The sequence below is a fragment of the Pseudomonas serbica genome (assembly GCF_028823535.1).
Taxonomy (GTDB): domain Bacteria; phylum Pseudomonadota; class Gammaproteobacteria; order Pseudomonadales; family Pseudomonadaceae; genus Aquipseudomonas; species Aquipseudomonas serbica.
Genome location: NZ_JAQIYM010000008.1, coordinates 307586 through 321933, shown reverse-complemented (window position 1 = coordinate 321933; position 14348 = coordinate 307586). Strand labels below are relative to the sequence as shown.

Genomic DNA, 14348 nt, shown 5'->3' with positions numbered 1-14348 from the left:
GGCGAGCCTTGCAGTTCCATCTATCCACTTTAAGCAGCACAAAGCGCACCAAAAGAGTGCGTAAGGTCGCCCAATGTCAACGTGCAACTCACTACAGGTTCAAGCATTCAGTACCTTCGAAGTCGCCGAGCAAATTCGCGCTACGCCTGGTTGGGTCCAGCATTACCAACAGATGTCGCCGGGACATTTCGCCGGCCTGGTGCGTTATCTGGATCTACAGGGCGTGGAGATCTACGAGGAGCACATGAACACCCGGGTCGAGCAGAATTTCAGCGCGCCACAAGGTTCGCTGGCGTTCTGTTTCGACCGCAGCGACAACGCGCTGTACGTGTTGAATGGTGAAAGTCGCAACATCTGGATCACCCCGGAGAACTACCAGGAAATCGCCGTGGTGTTCGGCCCGGAGTTCGTCAAGCGCCATGGGCTGGATGTCGCGCGGTTGGAGGGGCTGTTCATGGCGCCGCTCAATTGCCAGCAAAACGGGTTGTTCAGTCGCTGGCTCAGCGCAACCCTGACCCAGTTGTCGCAAACCTACGATCCGCCAAGCCGCGAAGCCTTGACCCAACAGCTGCTGGACGATTGCCTGTTCATCCTCGATAACGCCTGTGTCAGTCTCGACCAGGGCGCACTGCAGCGCCGGGCCGGGGACCGGGCGATCATGAAGCGGGTAGGGGAATGGGCGGCGGACAGCCCGGAAGAACACCTCAATCTGCTGGCATTGTCCCAGGTTGCCGGGGTTTCGCTACGCCAGTTGCAACACACGTTCAAGACCTATACCGGTATGGCGCCGACCCAATGGTTGCGCCTGCGCCGCCTGAACAGCGCCCGGCGCGAACTGCTCAGCCGCACTCCCCTGCAAACCACCGTGGCCGAAGTGGCCATGCACTGGTCGTTCTGGCATTTGGGACGGTTTTCCAGCAGCTATCGTGCGTTGTTCAAGGAACTGCCGAGCGACACCCTCAAGCGTGCCGGTGTTGCACAAGCAATCGGGCGCGGCCGGCGTTAGAAGGTCGGCGGGGTGATCACCCAGATCACCACCGCATCCACCTCACCCGGGTTGCCGTAGCGGTGCGGTTGCTGGCTGGAAAAACTGAAACTGTCGCCTTCGTTGAGCTGAAAGTAGCGCTCGCCGACCCACAACTCGAAGCTGCCCGACAGCAGATAGCCGGCTTCTTCGCCGTCGTGGCTGTAGCTTTGCTGGCTGTAAGTGCCCGGCGGAAAACGCGAGTGGAGCATTTCCAGCTGGCGGTTGGCTTGCGGGGTCAATAACTGGTCGACGATGCCGTCTTCGTAATGCACGTTCAGGCGACTGTGCTTGCGCACGACAATGCCTTCGTCTTCGGGAGCGGTGACGGCTTCGCTGGCGAAGAACCACTGGATGGTCACGCCGAGGCTGCGGGCAATGTTGAACAGCGCCGGGATCGACGGGTAGGCGAGGTTGCGTTCCAGCTGGCTGATGTAGCCGGCGGTCAGTTCGCTTTGTTGCGCCAATTGCGCCAGGGTCATGCCCCGGCGTTTGCGCAGGCCGCGAATCCGCGTGCCGAGGAAATGCGGTTCGGCCTGGGTCTTGCTGTCATTGCTCATACGAAGTTCCAAACCCCTAGAGATAGGGGTCAGTCATTAAAGCCCCGGAGTATAAACAGGCTTAAAGCTCCCACGCGACTTTCAACCCTTCATAAATCGCTTCTTCGGCGGTACGCGGCGCCAGGCAGTCACCGATGCGGCGAAATTCCACCAGGCCTTGCAACGCTGCCCCGAGCGTATCCACCGGTTGATGGCCCTGGCACAGCACCAGCGTATCGATATTCTCCATCAGCATCGGTTCGCCGCTGGCGGTGTGTTGCAAGTAGACCGTGTTGTCGTCGCACCCGTACAAGCGCGCATAAGGCGTAATGGGAACCCCCAGTTTGTGCAACTCGCCAGCCAGTTGATCGCGCACGTACAGCGGCAGGTTCTCCCCGCAGTGGGTGCCGTTGACCGCCAGTTGCACCTGATGACCGGAACGGGTCAGGCGCTCGGCAATGCCGGGGCCGATCCAGTCGCAGCGCCAGTCGACCACCACCACCGAACGGCCGATTTGCACTTCTTCACGCAGCACTTGCCAGGCATCCACCACCTGCAATTCGCCACCGCGTTCGAAGAGCGGCCAATAGGGTTCGGCACCCGTGGCGACGATCACCATGTCCGGTTTCTCCTGCTCCACCAGCGCGCGGTCGACCCGCGTATTGCGCACCACGCGTACTCCGGCCAGTTCCATTTCCCGCTGCAGGTTGGTGCTGGCACCGCCGAATTCGCTACGCCGCGGCAGCAGTTGCGCGAGTAACACCTGACCACCCAGTTGCGCGCTGGCTTCGTACAGCGTCACGTCATGGCCGCGTTGGGCGGCGACGGCGGCGGCCTTCATGCCGGCCGGACCACCGCCGGCGATCATGATGCGTTTGCGTGATTTCGTTGCCTGCCTGTGACCAAAGATCAATTCGCGTCCCGTTTCCGGGTGCTGGATGCAGGAAATCGGCAAGCCCTTGTGGAAGTGCCCGATGCACGCTTGATTGCAGGCAATGCACGCTCGCACATCTTCTACGCGGCCGACGTCGGTCTTGTTGGGCATTTGCGGGTCGCAGATCAACGCCCGGGTCATGCCGCACACATCGGCCTGACCCCGGGCCAGAATCAACTCGGCCTCCTGGGGCTGGTTGATGCGCCCGGTGACGAACAAGGGAATGTTCAAGCCAGCCTTGAAGGTGCCGGCCTCCTTGGCCAGGTACGCCGCTTCGATCGCCATCGGCGGCACGATGTGCACGGCACCACCGAGGGATGCCGAAGTACCGGCGACGATGTGCACGTAATCCAGCTGCCCTTGCAGCGATTGTACGGCGGTCAATGATTCGTCTTCGGTCAGCCCTTCAGGATCGCGCTCATCGGCAGAGATGCGCAGGCCGATGATGAATTGCTCATCAGTCGCCGCACGCACCGCAGCGATGACTTCACGCAGGAAGCGCAAACGCTGTTCCAGTTCACCGTTGTAGCCATCGGTGCGGCGGTTGACCCGAGGGTTGATGAATTGCGCCGGCAGGTAACCGTGACTGGCGACCACTTCCACGCCATCGATGCCGGCCTGGTGCAGGCGTCGGGCAGCAGCGGCATAACCGGCGACGATCTCGTCGATCATCGCCTGGTCCAGCGCCCGCGGCATGACCCGGAAACGCTCGTTGGGCACCGCCGATGCCGAGTAGGCCACTGCCAGCAGGCCATCGCTGGACTCCATGATTTCCCGCCCCGGATGAAACACTTGCGACAGCACCACGGTGCCGTGGGCATGGCAGGTTTGCGCGAGTTTGCGGTAGCCCTCGATGCATTCATCGTCGGTGGCCATCAGCACGTGGGAGGTGTAGCGCGCACTGTCATGCACCCCGGCCACTTGCAGCACGATCAGCCCGACACCGCCTTCGGCGCGCGCCCGGTGATAGGCGATCAGCTGCTCGTTGACCAGGTTGTCGGTGGGCATCGAGGTGTCGTGTCCGCTGGACATGATGCGGTTCTTCAGGCGCTTGCCACGGATCTGCAAGGGTTCGAAAAGGTGCGCGAAGGCAGGGGTCGGGCTCGACATGGTGCGGTTACTCCGGGCGGGCTGGCCTGTAGGTGCGAGCTCGCGCCTACAGAGGCATCAACTTTCGTTTTTGTTTGCTCTATAGAAATTTACCGGCAGTAAAAAATCAACTTGTTTTTTTACTATGCCTTGAGTAGTTTCGTGTCGAGCCCGCTCCTGGGGCGAACCTCACCAACAATAAAAAAGGGCCATGCCGACTCCGTAGTCGCCTGGTACCTGCACGAGGAACCATTGATGAAATCGAATACGCTAAAGCACGGTGTTTATCCCTTGGCGTTGATCCTGGCCATGGGTTTGGGCAGCGCACAGGCAGCATCGGACATGGTGGTGGTCGGTTACGGCGGCGCCGGACAAAAAGCCCAGGACGTGGCGTTCTTCCAGCCTTTTGCCGCCGTGGATCAAAGCAAAGTGATCCAGAGCGAATACAACGGCGAGATGGCGAAGATCAAAGTCATGGTCGACACCGGTAACGTCGACTGGGACGTGGTGCAAATCGAAGGTCCGGACCTGATGCGCGGCTGCGAAGAGGGCATGTATGAACGACTGGACTGGACTCGCCTGGGGCGCACCGAGCAGTTGATCCCCGAGGCTGCGCAGGAATGCGGCTCCGCCGCGCTGGTGTGGAGCGTGGCGATCGCCTACGACACCGACAAACTCGCCCAGGCCCCTACGTCATGGGCGGACTTCTGGGACGTGCAGAAAATTCCTGGCAAGCGCGGTCTGCGCAAGCGCGCGGTGTACAACCTGGAGTTCGCCCTGCTGGCCGACGGGGTCAAGGTCGATGACGTGTACAAGGTGCTCAACACCCCGCAGGGCGTGGATCGGGCGTTTGCCAAACTCACTGACCTCAAGCCCTACATCCAGTGGTGGGAAGCCGGCGCACAACCGCCGCAATGGTTGACCGCCGGCGATGTGGTGATGACTTCGACCTACAGCGGGCGCATTGCCGACGCCGCGCAGAAAGGCAGCCATCTGGCGCTGGTCTGGCCCGGCAGCCTGTATGGCATGGACTACTGGGCGATCATCAAGGGCTCCAGGCACGTCGACCAGGCCAAGCGCTTCATCGCTTTCGCCAACCAGCCGGATGCCCAGGTGAAATACGTCGAGCAGATCCCCTACGGCCCGACCAACATCCAGGCCGCCGCACGGCTCGATGACAAACTGGCGCAGTGGGTGCCCACGGCGCCGCAGAACCTCAAGGGTGCTTTGTCGATGGACGTAGGTTTCTGGGTCGACCATGGCGAAGAACTGGAAGAGCGCTTCAACGCCTGGGCCAGCAAATAAATAGCGAGGATGGCTGGACGTGCCAAAGCGTCCAGTCTTACTGTCTGCCCAGCCGAACAGCCTGGAGAGTCCGAACAATGAACAACATCGCCACTGCGCTGACTGCCCCTGAGCGCAGCGCCACCGAACAGCGGCTGCGTGAAGAACTGGCGGCCTGTTATCGCCTGATTGCGCATTTTCGCATGACCGACCTGATCTTCACCCATATCTCAGTGCGTATTCCGGGGCCCGAGCATCACTTCCTGATCAACCCCTACGGGCTGATGTTCGACGAAATCACCGCGTCCAACCTGGTCAAGATCGATCTCGATGGCCGCGCCGTCGAGCCATCGCCGTACCCGGTGAATCCCGCCGGCTTTGTCATTCACAGCGCCATTCATGGCGCGCGTGAAGACGCGCAGTGCGTGCTGCACACCCACACCAAGTCCGGTTGCGCGGTGGCCGCGCTCAAGTGCGGATTGTTGCCGGTTAATCAGATTTCCATGGAGTTCTACGGTCGCGTTGCCTACCACGACTACGAGGGCGTGGCGCTGGACCTGAGCGAGCAGCAACGGCTGGTAGCGGACATGGGCGACAAACCCGTGCTGATGCTGCGCAACCATGGGCTGCTGACCGTCGGCGAAACCGTGAACCAGGCATTCTTGCGCATGTATTACCTGGAAAAGGCTTGCGAAATCCAGCTGGCGGCGCAAGCGGCTGGCGAGCTGGTGTTGCCGCCGGCCGAGGTGTGCGCGCACACCGAGCGCCAGTTCAACGAACCGGAGCGGGCGCTGGGAGAGGGGGAGCTGAATGATCCGGATGCGATGCAACTGGCGTGGGCGGCGTTGTTGAGATTGCTGGAGCGGGTGGCGCCGGATTATCGGGATTGATCTGGAACTTCGGTTGTTCGGGCTGGCCTCATCGCTGGCAAGCCCGCGATGGGCGCGCTACTGTCCATCTGACAAACGCCTGACTGGAGCCATGCCACCTTCTTGCTGTACAGTCGTTCAACGATCGACAAACCAGGAGCGTTGCCCATGAACCAGGAAGCCCGTTTTTCCCGCATGGAACCGGAGTTGCGCAAGGCCAATCTGATCGAGGCGACGCTGGTGTGCCTCAAGCGCCATGGTTTCCAGGGAGCGTCGATTCGCAAGATTTCTGCTGAGGCCGGAGTGTCGGTGGGGCTGATCAGCCATCACTATTCGGGCAAGGACGAACTGGTGGCCGAGGCGTACATGGCGATCACCGGGCGCGTCATGACCCTGCTGCGCGATGCCATGGAGCAGGCGGCACCCAATGCCCGCGAACGCCTGTCGGCGTTTTTCCGCGGATCGTTCTCCGCCGAATTGCTCGACCCGCAATTGATCGACGCCTGGCTTGCCTTCTGGGGCGCGGTAAAAACCGCCGAGGCGATCAACCAGGCCCACGATCATTCCTATGGCGAGTACCGCGCGATCCTCGGCAAGGTGCTCCGGGAGTTGGCGCAGGAGGAGGGCTGGGAGCACTTCGATGCCGACCTGGCGGCGATCAGCCTCAGCGCACTGCTCGATGGCTTGTGGCTCGAGTCCGGGCTCAATCCGGGGACTTTTACCCCCGAACAGGGCATGCAGATCTGCGAGGCCTGGGTCGACGGTTTGCAGGCCGGTGGCCGCCAGCGGTTTTGCCAGCAGACGAGCAGCTGTTGATCACCCGTTCAGCAGTGGCTACTCTCTGCCGCTGATGCAGTCCCTCTAATAAGAAACAAGCAGGACACCCAGCAATGACTCCTCGGGTACTGATCGTCGATGACGATCCGCTGATTCGCGAACTGTTGCATGCCTACCTGTCCCGGGAGGGCTACGACGTGCATTGTGCCGCCACGGCGGAACTGGCCGAAACCTTCCTGGCCAACCAGGCGGTCGACCTGGTCATGCTCGATATCCGCCTGCCGGGTAAAGACGGCCTGACCCTGACCCGCGAACTGCGGGTGCGATCGGAAGTCGGCATCATCCTGATCACCGGGCGCAACGACGAAATCGACCGCATCGTCGGGCTTGAATGCGGCGCCGACGATTACGTGATCAAACCCCTCAACCCGCGGGAACTGGTGTCCCGGGCGAAAAACCTGATTCGCCGGGTCCGCCATGCGCAGGCACCACAACCGGTTGCCGCCGTCGCCAAACCGGTCAAACAGTTCGCCGACTGGGCGCTGGACACCGACCGCCGGCGGCTGATCGACCCGGCCGGCAGCGAGACCTTGCTGACCCACGGCGAATACCAGTTGCTCAGCGTGTTCTTGCGCAACAGCGGCCACACCCTCAGCCGCGACCAGTTGATGGACCAGATCCGCAACCGCGAATGGGTGCCCAACGACCGCTCGATCGACGTGCTGGTCGGGCGCCTGCGCCGCAAGTTGCATGACGATCCCGCCGAACCGCAGCTGATCATCACCATCCATGGCGCCGGCTACCTCTTCACTGCCAGCCTGGCGGCGTGACGGCGGTGGGGCGCAGGCTCTGGTGGGTGCTGGTAATGTGGCTGGCTCTGTCGACGACCAGCGCGCAGGCGGCGGAAAAAATCCGCTACTGCGATTACCCGGTGTACCCGCCGATTTCCTGGAGCGACGGCAAACAAGTCCGCGGCCTGGCGCCGAGCGTGGTCAAGCAGTTGTTCGGCCAGCTCGGCTATGAGGTCGAGACCGTGGTGTTGGGCAACTGGAAACGCTGTCTGCTGGACGCCGCCGAAGGCCGTGTCGATGTGGTGCTGGCCTACAGCACTGCGCAGCGGGAACAGAGCATGCTGTTTTCCACCGTGCCGGTGCTGCGCGAAGAGGTGGCGTTGTTCGTCAATCGCCAACATCCGGTGAAGTTCGAACACTTGCAGGACCTGGCGCATTACCGTGGCGGCTTGCTGTTTGGTGAAAGCTACGGCGTGGCGTTCGATCGCATGGTCGCGCAGCACAACAACATCGAATGGGTCGCCAGCAGCGGCCAGAACTTCGGCAAGCTGATTCGCGGGCGCATCGATTTCATCACCCAGGAGCGCCGCACCGGCGAGTTGTACGTGGCCAACCTGCCCGGCGCCCAAGACATCGTGGCCTTGCCCAGGGCCCTGAGCGTGGATTACCTGCGGGTCGCCGTTTCCCGCCGTTCGCCGTTGTCCGCGCGCATGCCGCAGATTGATGCGCAATTGCAGCGCATGGTGGAGGCCGGTGATGTCGAGCGCCTGCTCAATGAAAGCGAAGTCACTTACCGCGACATGATCAGCCTGCCGGCGGATGCGCAATGATTCGCGCGCGTCCCGGTGGTCTTTTGCGGCGCCTGCTGCTGTTCATCCTGTTGTTCAGCCTGTGCTTTACCGTGCTGGCCAGCAGTGTGCAGCTGTACATCGAGTATCGCCGGGAGATGCGCGAGATCGACTCGCGCATGGAGCTGATCCGCGCCGGTTACCTGGCCAGCCTGGAGCGCAGCCTCTGGGATCTGAACCAGGAGCAGTTGAACGTGCAACTACGGGGCCTGGTGGATTTCTCCGACGTCGCCAGGGTGCATTTGACCGGTCCTGATTTCGACCTGGTGCAAGGTAGTCCCGCACCGGCAGGGCCGTTGCGCATCGAGCGTTTTGCCCTGGATTACCAACCGCCCTCCGGACCGTTGCGCCATCTTGGCGAACTGGAAGTCAGCACCGACCTGGGGGCGGTGTATCAACGCCTGTACGCCACCGGCTTGACCAACCTGTTGTGGATGGCGGTGTTTTTCTGCGGGCTGGCGGTGGCACTGTCGGGCCTTTTTTATCGACTGGTGACCCGCCACCTGAAAGTCATGGCCGAATTTGCCCGGCGTATTGCCGCCGGGCAATGGCACGAGCCGTTGCGCCTGGACAAGCGGCGCAGCGCGCAGAGTGACGAGATCGACACCGTGGCCCATGCCCTCGACGACATGCGCCGGGCGATCCTCAGTGACATCGACCGCCGGGAAACCGACCGCCTGGCCCTGCAGGACAACCGCGATGAATTGCTGCGCAGGGTCGAACGCCGTACCGCCAGCCTGATGCGCGCCAAGGACGAAGCCGAAGCGGCCAACCTCGCCAAATCACGCTTCCTGGCGACCATGAGCCACGAACTGCGTACGCCGCTCAATGGCATTCTGGGCATGGCCGAGTTGCTGCGCGGTGCGCGTCTGGCCCCCCAGGACGGCAAGCGCCTGGATGCGCTGCACAAGGCCGGCGAGGGGCTGCTGACCATCCTCAATGAAGTGCTGTATTTCGCCAAGCTGGAGGAGGGTACCAGCCCCCCTGAGCCAGTGAACTTCTCCATTCGCCAGTTACTCGACGAAGTCCTCACGCTGCTGGAACCCAAGGCCCTGGACAACGACACGATTCTCGAATGCCGGGTGGATCAGCGGGTGGCTGACCATCATCATGGCGCCGAACAATATTTGCGGCAGGTGTTGAGTAACCTGTTGGCCAACGCGATCAAGTTCACGCAAGGCGCAGACGTCAGTGTCGACGTGGCGTTGCTCGCGCAGGCACAAGGTCAAGAAGGACAACACCTGCGGGTGAGTGTCACTGACAACGGCATTGGTATTGCCCCGGTGATGCAGGCGAAGATCTTCGAGCGGTTCACCCAGGCCAGCGAAGAAGTCGCGCAGCGTTATGGCGGCACGGGATTGGGCCTGGCCATCTGTAAACACCTGGTGGAGAAAATGGGCGGCTGCATTGGCGTCAGCAGCGAAGTCGGGCGCGGCAGTTGTTTCTGGTTCGAATTGACGCTGCAGCCGGCCATCGGCGCCGTTGCCCCGGTGCCTACCTCTGTGCCGGGGCCGGCACTCGACATCCTGGTGGTCGAGGACGTGGCGCTCAACCGCGAAGTGGCCGAGGGCCTGCTGCAACGGGATGGGCATCGAGTGTGGCTGGCCATCGATGCGGAACAGGCGTTGGTGTCATGCGCGGCGCGGACCTTCGATCTGATCTTGCTGGATGTGCACCTGCCGGGGATGAGTGGCGTGCAGTTGTGCCAACAGATCCGCGGCAACGACGGACTGAACCGCCAGACGCGCATCCTGGCCCTGACCGCCAGCGTGCAGCCAGCGCTGGTAAGCGGTTATCTGGATGCCGGCATGGACGGCGTACTGGCCAAACCCTTGAAGCTGGAAAACCTGCGGCAGGTGCTGGCGGGGCAGGCCGTCGAGTCGCCGGCAGGTGACGAATCGATGGACTGGCCACTGCTGCAAACCCATCGCACCTTGCTCGGCGAACAGAAAGTACAGGGATTGCTGGCCGTGCTGCACGATTCGATCCTGCAACATCGCGAGGCACTGAACGAGGCCATCGAGGCCGACGATTGCACCGAGGTTGCACAGCTTGCCCACCGTTTGGCTGGCAGCGGCGATTCCCTTGGGTTTCGTGCATTGGCCCAGGTGTTGCGCGCGTTGGAGGTGGCGGCGCTGGGCAATGACCAAACGGCAATTCGTGCACTGGTGCCCACTGTCGAAGCGCAACTGCAATGTTCGATGCAGACCCTCAACGGCCTGTTGCAGCGCTGACGTACATATTTGTTACGACTTTCTACAACTTCGATCTTTACGTACAACGCGACCTTACATGGCTTTCCAATAATCGACGCAACCGCCGCAGCGCGGTCTTCGAAGCTTATTGGAGATAATAATAATGAATTGCCGTAAAGCGCCTTCCTCCCTGCGTCGTGACGTCCAGTCCTGCGCTGCCCGTGCCACCGACTCGAGGTGCCGGGCATGAGCGAAACCACTGATCGTAAAGGCATCCAGCTGACCCGCGCACTAAAAAGCCGGCACATTTTCATGCTGTCCCTGGGCGGCGTGATCGGCACCGGGCTGTTCATGGGCTCCGGCGTGACCATCAACCAGGGCGGGCCGGTGGGCGCGATCCTGGCCTACCTGGTCGCCGGTTTCCTGATGTATCTGGTGATGGTCTGCCTCGGTGAACTGTCGGTGCAGATGCCGGTGTCCGGTTCGTTCCAGACCCATGCCACCCAATTCATCGGCCCGGCCACCGGATTCATGATCGGCTGGGTGTACTGGATGAGCTGGGCCACCACCGTGGGCCTGGAATTCACCGCCGCCGGGATGCTGATGACCCGCTGGTTCCCGACGGTGCCGATCTGGTACTGGTCGGCGCTGTTCGTGGTGGTGCTGTTCGGCCTCAACGCGCTGGCGACCCGTGCCTTCGGTGAAGCGGAATACTGGTTCTCCGGGATCAAGGTGGTGGCGATTCTTGGTTTCATCGTGGTCGGCGTGCTGGTGATCTTCGGCGTGATGCCGCTGAGCAACGGCGCACCGGCACCGATGATGGACAACCTGATCGGTGATTCGCTGTTTCCCAATGGTTTGTCTGCGGTGTTCGCGGTAATGATGACTGTGGTCTATGCCTTCCAGGGCTGCGAGATCATGGGCGTGGCGGCAGGCGAAACCGATCAGCCGGAAAAAAGCATTCCCCGCGCCGTGCGCAACGTGGTGTTTCGCGTGTTGATCTTCTACGTGCTGGCCATCGTCGTCTTGTCGGCCATCGTGCCGTGGCAGCAGGCGGGGCTGATGGAAAGTCCGTTCGTGCAGGTGTTCGACATGGTCGGCATTCCCTACGCCGCCGACCTGATGAACTTCGTGATCCTCACGGCCATCCTGTCGGTGGGCAACTCCGGCCTGTATGCCTCGACGCGCATCCTCTGGGCCATGTCGAAAACCGGCATGGCGCCGAAAAGTCTTTCGTCCTTGAGCAAGCGTGGCGTGCCGTTGCGCGCCCTGTGCATCACCCTGTGTTTTGCCCTGGTGTCGCTGATGACCAGCTTCGTCGCCGCCGACACTTTGTTCATGGTGCTGATGGCAGTGAGCGGGATGTCGGGCACCGTGACCTGGATTGTCATCGCCCTGGCCCAGTACAAGTTCCGCAAGGCCTACCTGCGCGACGGCGGCCAACTCAGCGACCTCAAATACCGCGCGCCGTGGTTCCCGGTGTTGCCGCTGATGTGCATCACGCTGTGCTGCTCGCTGTTCGTGTTCCTGGCACTGGATGAAACCCAGCGGCCGTCGCTGTACTGGGGCTTTGGCTTCATAGCGTTGTGTTATGGCGCGTACTTCCTGATCCATCGCAAGCGCGGGGCGGTGCTGGCGCCGAGCCTGCCGACTACCTGATCCCTTGAATTAATAAACATTTCCTGTGGGAGCGAGCCTGCTCGCGAAAGCGGTGGATCAGTCAACAGAGATGTTGAATGGGACGCCCTCTTCGCGAGCAGGCTCGCTCCCACCGTTGTTTCTGCGGTGTGCGTGTAGGCAGTTGTTCGAAGTTGTAACAACGGCATCGGCCCAATCCCGCCAATCACTAAATAAGCTAGCAAAAACAATATGTTAAGTACTTTTCAGGCCTGTTACAGCTTACTACGCCAGCAATTGCCGCCTTACTGAACACTCGTTTAGTATTGCCTCAAGTCGCATCACCTCAGACCAATCACAATAATTCGAGGACTCGCATGACTACTCACGACTCTCTGCTCAGTCAGGTCGAAGCCGGCGTTGCCCGGATCACCCTCAATCGCACGGCCCAGCGCAATGCGCTGGACATTCCGACCCTGAAAAACCTGCACACCTTGCTCGACACCTTCAATGCCGATCCCGCGGTGCGCGTGGTGGTATTGACCGGCAGCGGTCGCAGTTTCTGCGCCGGCGCCGACCTGGCGGAATGGGCCGAAGCCGAAGCCCGTGGTGCACTGGAAACCTACGGCTGGACTGAAACCGCCCACGCCCTGATGACCCGCCTGCACAGCCTGGAAAAACCGACCATTGCCGCCATCAACGGCACTGCCGTCGGGGCCGGGATGGACCTGACCCTGTGCTGCGACCTGCGCATCGCCGGGCAATCGGCACGCTTCAAGGCCGGCTACACCAGCATGGCCTATTCCCCGGACGCCGGCGCCAGTTGGCACCTGCCACGGCTGATCGGCACTGAACAAGCCAAGCGCCTGCTGTTCCTCGACGAATTGTGGGGGGCTGACCGCGCCCTGGCCGCTGGCCTGGTGGGTGAAGTCTGCGCCGACGATCAACTGCAGGGCGTCGCCGGCGAACTCGCCGCACGCCTGGCCGCCGGGCCGACCTTTGCCTTTGCCCAAACCAAAAAACTCATACGCGAAGGCGCCGAGCGCAGCCTGCCTGCGCAACTGCAGGCGGAGTTGGCCGCCGGCCTGTTGTGCGGGCGCAGCGAAGACGGCACCGAAGCCCTGCGCGCCGCCATGGAAAAACGCCCGGCACGCTTTATCGGTCGCTAATCCTCGGCACACCTCTCATTGCACACGAACAACAGGTAGCACCCATGAATTTCCAACTGACCCAAGAACAAGAAATGTTGGTGGACTCGGTACGCAGCTTCGTCGAGAAGGAACTGCTGCCCTATGAAACCGAGGTCGACCGCGCCGACGAAGTCTCCCCGGAGCTGGCCGCGCAGATCCGCGGCAAGGCGATCGCCGCCGGTTTCTACGCCTTCAATATGCCGGAGGAGGTGGGCGGTGGTGGCCTGGACTACCTGTCCCAGGCCCTGATCGAACGGGAGCTGTCCAAGGTCTCCTGGGCGCTGCACGTGTTTGTCGCGCGGCCGTCGAAAATTCTCATGGCCTGCACTGGCGAGCAGATCAACGACTACCTGTTGCCGTGCATCCAGGGCGAGAAAATCGACTGCTTCGCCCTGACCGAACCGGGCGCCGGCTCCGACGCCAACGCAATCAAGACCCGCGCCGTGCGCGAGGGCGACGACTTCGTACTGAACGGCAGCAAGCACTTCATCAGCCACGCCGGCCACGCCGATTTCGCCATCGTCTTCGCCGTCACCGACACCTACGAACACAACGGTAAAAAGCGTAACGCCGTGACCTCGTTCCTGGTCGACCGCAACACCCCGGGCATGACCATCCGCCGCGGTCCCAAGTGCGTGAGCAACCGCGGTTACCACACCTTCGAAATGTTCTTCGACGACTGCCGTGTGCCGGCCAATAAAGTGCTCGGCGAAGTCGGCAAGGGTTGGGACGTGGCCAACGCCTGGCTCACCGCCGGCCGGGTCATGGTCGCCGCCAACTGCGTGGGCCAGGCGCAACGGGCGCTGGACGTGTCGCTGCAGTGGGCGGCGGACCGCAAACAGTTCGGCCAGGCCATCGGCAACTTCCAGGGTGTGTCGTTCAAGCTGGCCGACATGGCCACGCAAATCCGCGCCGCCGAACTGCTGACTTTGCACACCGCCTGGAAAATGGACCAGGGCACCATGACCGACGGCGAGGCCGGCATGGCCAAGCTGTTCGCCAGTGAAGTGCTCGGTCGCGCGGCCGACGAGGCGGTGCAGATCTTTGGTGGCATGGGCCTGATGGACGAAAGCCCGGTGGAGCGCATTTGGCGCAATGCGCGGATCGAACGGGTCTGGGAAGGCACCTCGGAAATCCAGCGGCACATCATTTCCCGCGAACTGCTGCGGCCGCTGTTGCGCTGATCGCCCC

The 14348-nt window shown here is 61.9% G+C and carries 12 protein-coding genes; 10 read left to right on the top strand and 2 right to left on the bottom strand.

Annotated elements, in window-relative coordinates:
• Positions 1–73: 73 nt before the first annotated feature.
• Positions 74–1006 carry a helix-turn-helix domain-containing protein gene (locus tag NQL71_RS15555; protein WP_248687032.1) on the top strand — a complete coding sequence of 311 codons (933 nt, stop codon included), beginning with the start codon at positions 74–76 and terminating at the stop codon, positions 1004–1006.
• On the opposite strand, the gene NQL71_RS15550 is transcribed toward NQL71_RS15555, so the two are convergent.
• Together NQL71_RS15550 and NQL71_RS15545 are read right to left on the bottom strand one after the other, a co-directional pair.
• Positions 1003–1584 (bottom strand): helix-turn-helix domain-containing protein, encoded by a 582-nt coding sequence (locus tag NQL71_RS15550; protein WP_046819118.1) that lies wholly within the window; start codon positions 1582–1584, stop codon positions 1003–1005. The two genes, NQL71_RS15555 and NQL71_RS15550, sit on opposite strands and share 4 nt — an antisense overlap.
• A 61-nt stretch (positions 1585–1645) precedes the next feature.
• Positions 1646–3607, bottom strand: a complete 1962-nt coding sequence (locus NQL71_RS15545; protein WP_274642978.1) for an oxidoreductase — start codon at positions 3605–3607, stop codon at positions 1646–1648.
• Positions 3608–3841: 234 nt separating this feature from the next.
• Between NQL71_RS15545 and NQL71_RS15540 the strand changes: the two genes are divergently transcribed.
• The 9 genes from NQL71_RS15540 to NQL71_RS15500 all read left to right on the top strand — a co-directional run bounded on the left by NQL71_RS15540 (position 3842) and on the right by NQL71_RS15500 (position 14341).
• Positions 3842–4891: an ABC transporter substrate-binding protein gene (locus NQL71_RS15540; RefSeq protein WP_248687030.1), complete on the top strand. Its 1050-nt coding sequence runs from the start codon at positions 3842–3844 to the stop codon at positions 4889–4891.
• A 77-nt stretch (positions 4892–4968) separates the two neighbouring features.
• Complete coding sequence (locus NQL71_RS15535; RefSeq protein WP_248687029.1) at positions 4969–5760, top strand: class II aldolase/adducin family protein; 792 nt, start codon at positions 4969–4971, stop codon at positions 5758–5760.
• 147 nt (positions 5761–5907) lie between these two features.
• The gene (locus NQL71_RS15530) at positions 5908–6555 is read left to right on the top strand and encodes a TetR family transcriptional regulator C-terminal domain-containing protein (RefSeq protein WP_046819122.1); all 648 of its coding nucleotides are present in this window, start codon (positions 5908–5910) and stop codon (positions 6553–6555) included.
• A gap of 74 nt (positions 6556–6629) precedes the next feature.
• Entirely contained in the window at positions 6630–7346 is a 717-nt protein-coding gene (locus tag NQL71_RS15525; RefSeq protein ID WP_046819123.1) for a response regulator, read from the top strand.
• Positions 7347–7381: 35 nt separating this feature from the next.
• Positions 7382–8137 (top strand): substrate-binding periplasmic protein, encoded by a 756-nt coding sequence (locus NQL71_RS15520; protein ID WP_046819124.1) that lies wholly within the window; start codon positions 7382–7384, stop codon positions 8135–8137.
• Positions 8134–10389 (top strand): ATP-binding protein, encoded by a 2256-nt coding sequence (locus NQL71_RS15515; protein WP_274642977.1) that lies wholly within the window; start codon positions 8134–8136, stop codon positions 10387–10389. The genes NQL71_RS15520 and NQL71_RS15515 overlap by 4 nt, the downstream gene beginning before the upstream one ends.
• A gap of 207 nt (positions 10390–10596) precedes the next feature.
• Positions 10597–12009 (top strand): amino acid permease, encoded by a 1413-nt coding sequence (locus tag NQL71_RS15510; protein ID WP_274642976.1) that lies wholly within the window; start codon positions 10597–10599, stop codon positions 12007–12009.
• A 335-nt stretch (positions 12010–12344) separates the two neighbouring features.
• Positions 12345–13136 (top strand): enoyl-CoA hydratase/isomerase family protein, encoded by a 792-nt coding sequence (locus tag NQL71_RS15505; protein WP_274642975.1) that lies wholly within the window; start codon positions 12345–12347, stop codon positions 13134–13136.
• A 44-nt stretch (positions 13137–13180) separates the two neighbouring features.
• Positions 13181–14341 (top strand): acyl-CoA dehydrogenase family protein, encoded by a 1161-nt coding sequence (locus NQL71_RS15500; protein ID WP_077183680.1) that lies wholly within the window; start codon positions 13181–13183, stop codon positions 14339–14341.
• Positions 14342–14348 lie beyond the last annotated feature (7 nt).

Coding starts and splice junctions, on each gene's coding strand:
- NQL71_RS15525 (WP_046819123.1), top strand. CDS start 6,630: ATGACTCCTCGGGTACTGATCGTCGATGACGATCCGCTGATTCGCGAA.
- NQL71_RS15520 (WP_046819124.1), top strand. CDS start 7,382: ATGTGGCTGGCTCTGTCGACGACCAGCGCGCAGGCGGCGGAAAAAATC.
- NQL71_RS15540 (WP_248687030.1), top strand. CDS start 3,842: ATGAAATCGAATACGCTAAAGCACGGTGTTTATCCCTTGGCGTTGATC.
- NQL71_RS15545 (WP_274642978.1), bottom strand. CDS start 3,607: ATGTCGAGCCCGACCCCTGCCTTCGCGCACCTTTTCGAACCCTTGCAG.
- NQL71_RS15510 (WP_274642976.1), top strand. CDS start 10,597: ATGAGCGAAACCACTGATCGTAAAGGCATCCAGCTGACCCGCGCACTA.
- NQL71_RS15535 (WP_248687029.1), top strand. CDS start 4,969: ATGAACAACATCGCCACTGCGCTGACTGCCCCTGAGCGCAGCGCCACC.
- NQL71_RS15505 (WP_274642975.1), top strand. CDS start 12,345: ATGACTACTCACGACTCTCTGCTCAGTCAGGTCGAAGCCGGCGTTGCC.
- NQL71_RS15500 (WP_077183680.1), top strand. CDS start 13,181: ATGAATTTCCAACTGACCCAAGAACAAGAAATGTTGGTGGACTCGGTA.
- NQL71_RS15515 (WP_274642977.1), top strand. CDS start 8,134: ATGATTCGCGCGCGTCCCGGTGGTCTTTTGCGGCGCCTGCTGCTGTTC.
- NQL71_RS15530 (WP_046819122.1), top strand. CDS start 5,908: ATGAACCAGGAAGCCCGTTTTTCCCGCATGGAACCGGAGTTGCGCAAG.
- NQL71_RS15555 (WP_248687032.1), top strand. CDS start 74: ATGTCAACGTGCAACTCACTACAGGTTCAAGCATTCAGTACCTTCGAA.
- NQL71_RS15550 (WP_046819118.1), bottom strand. CDS start 1,584: ATGAGCAATGACAGCAAGACCCAGGCCGAACCGCATTTCCTCGGCACG.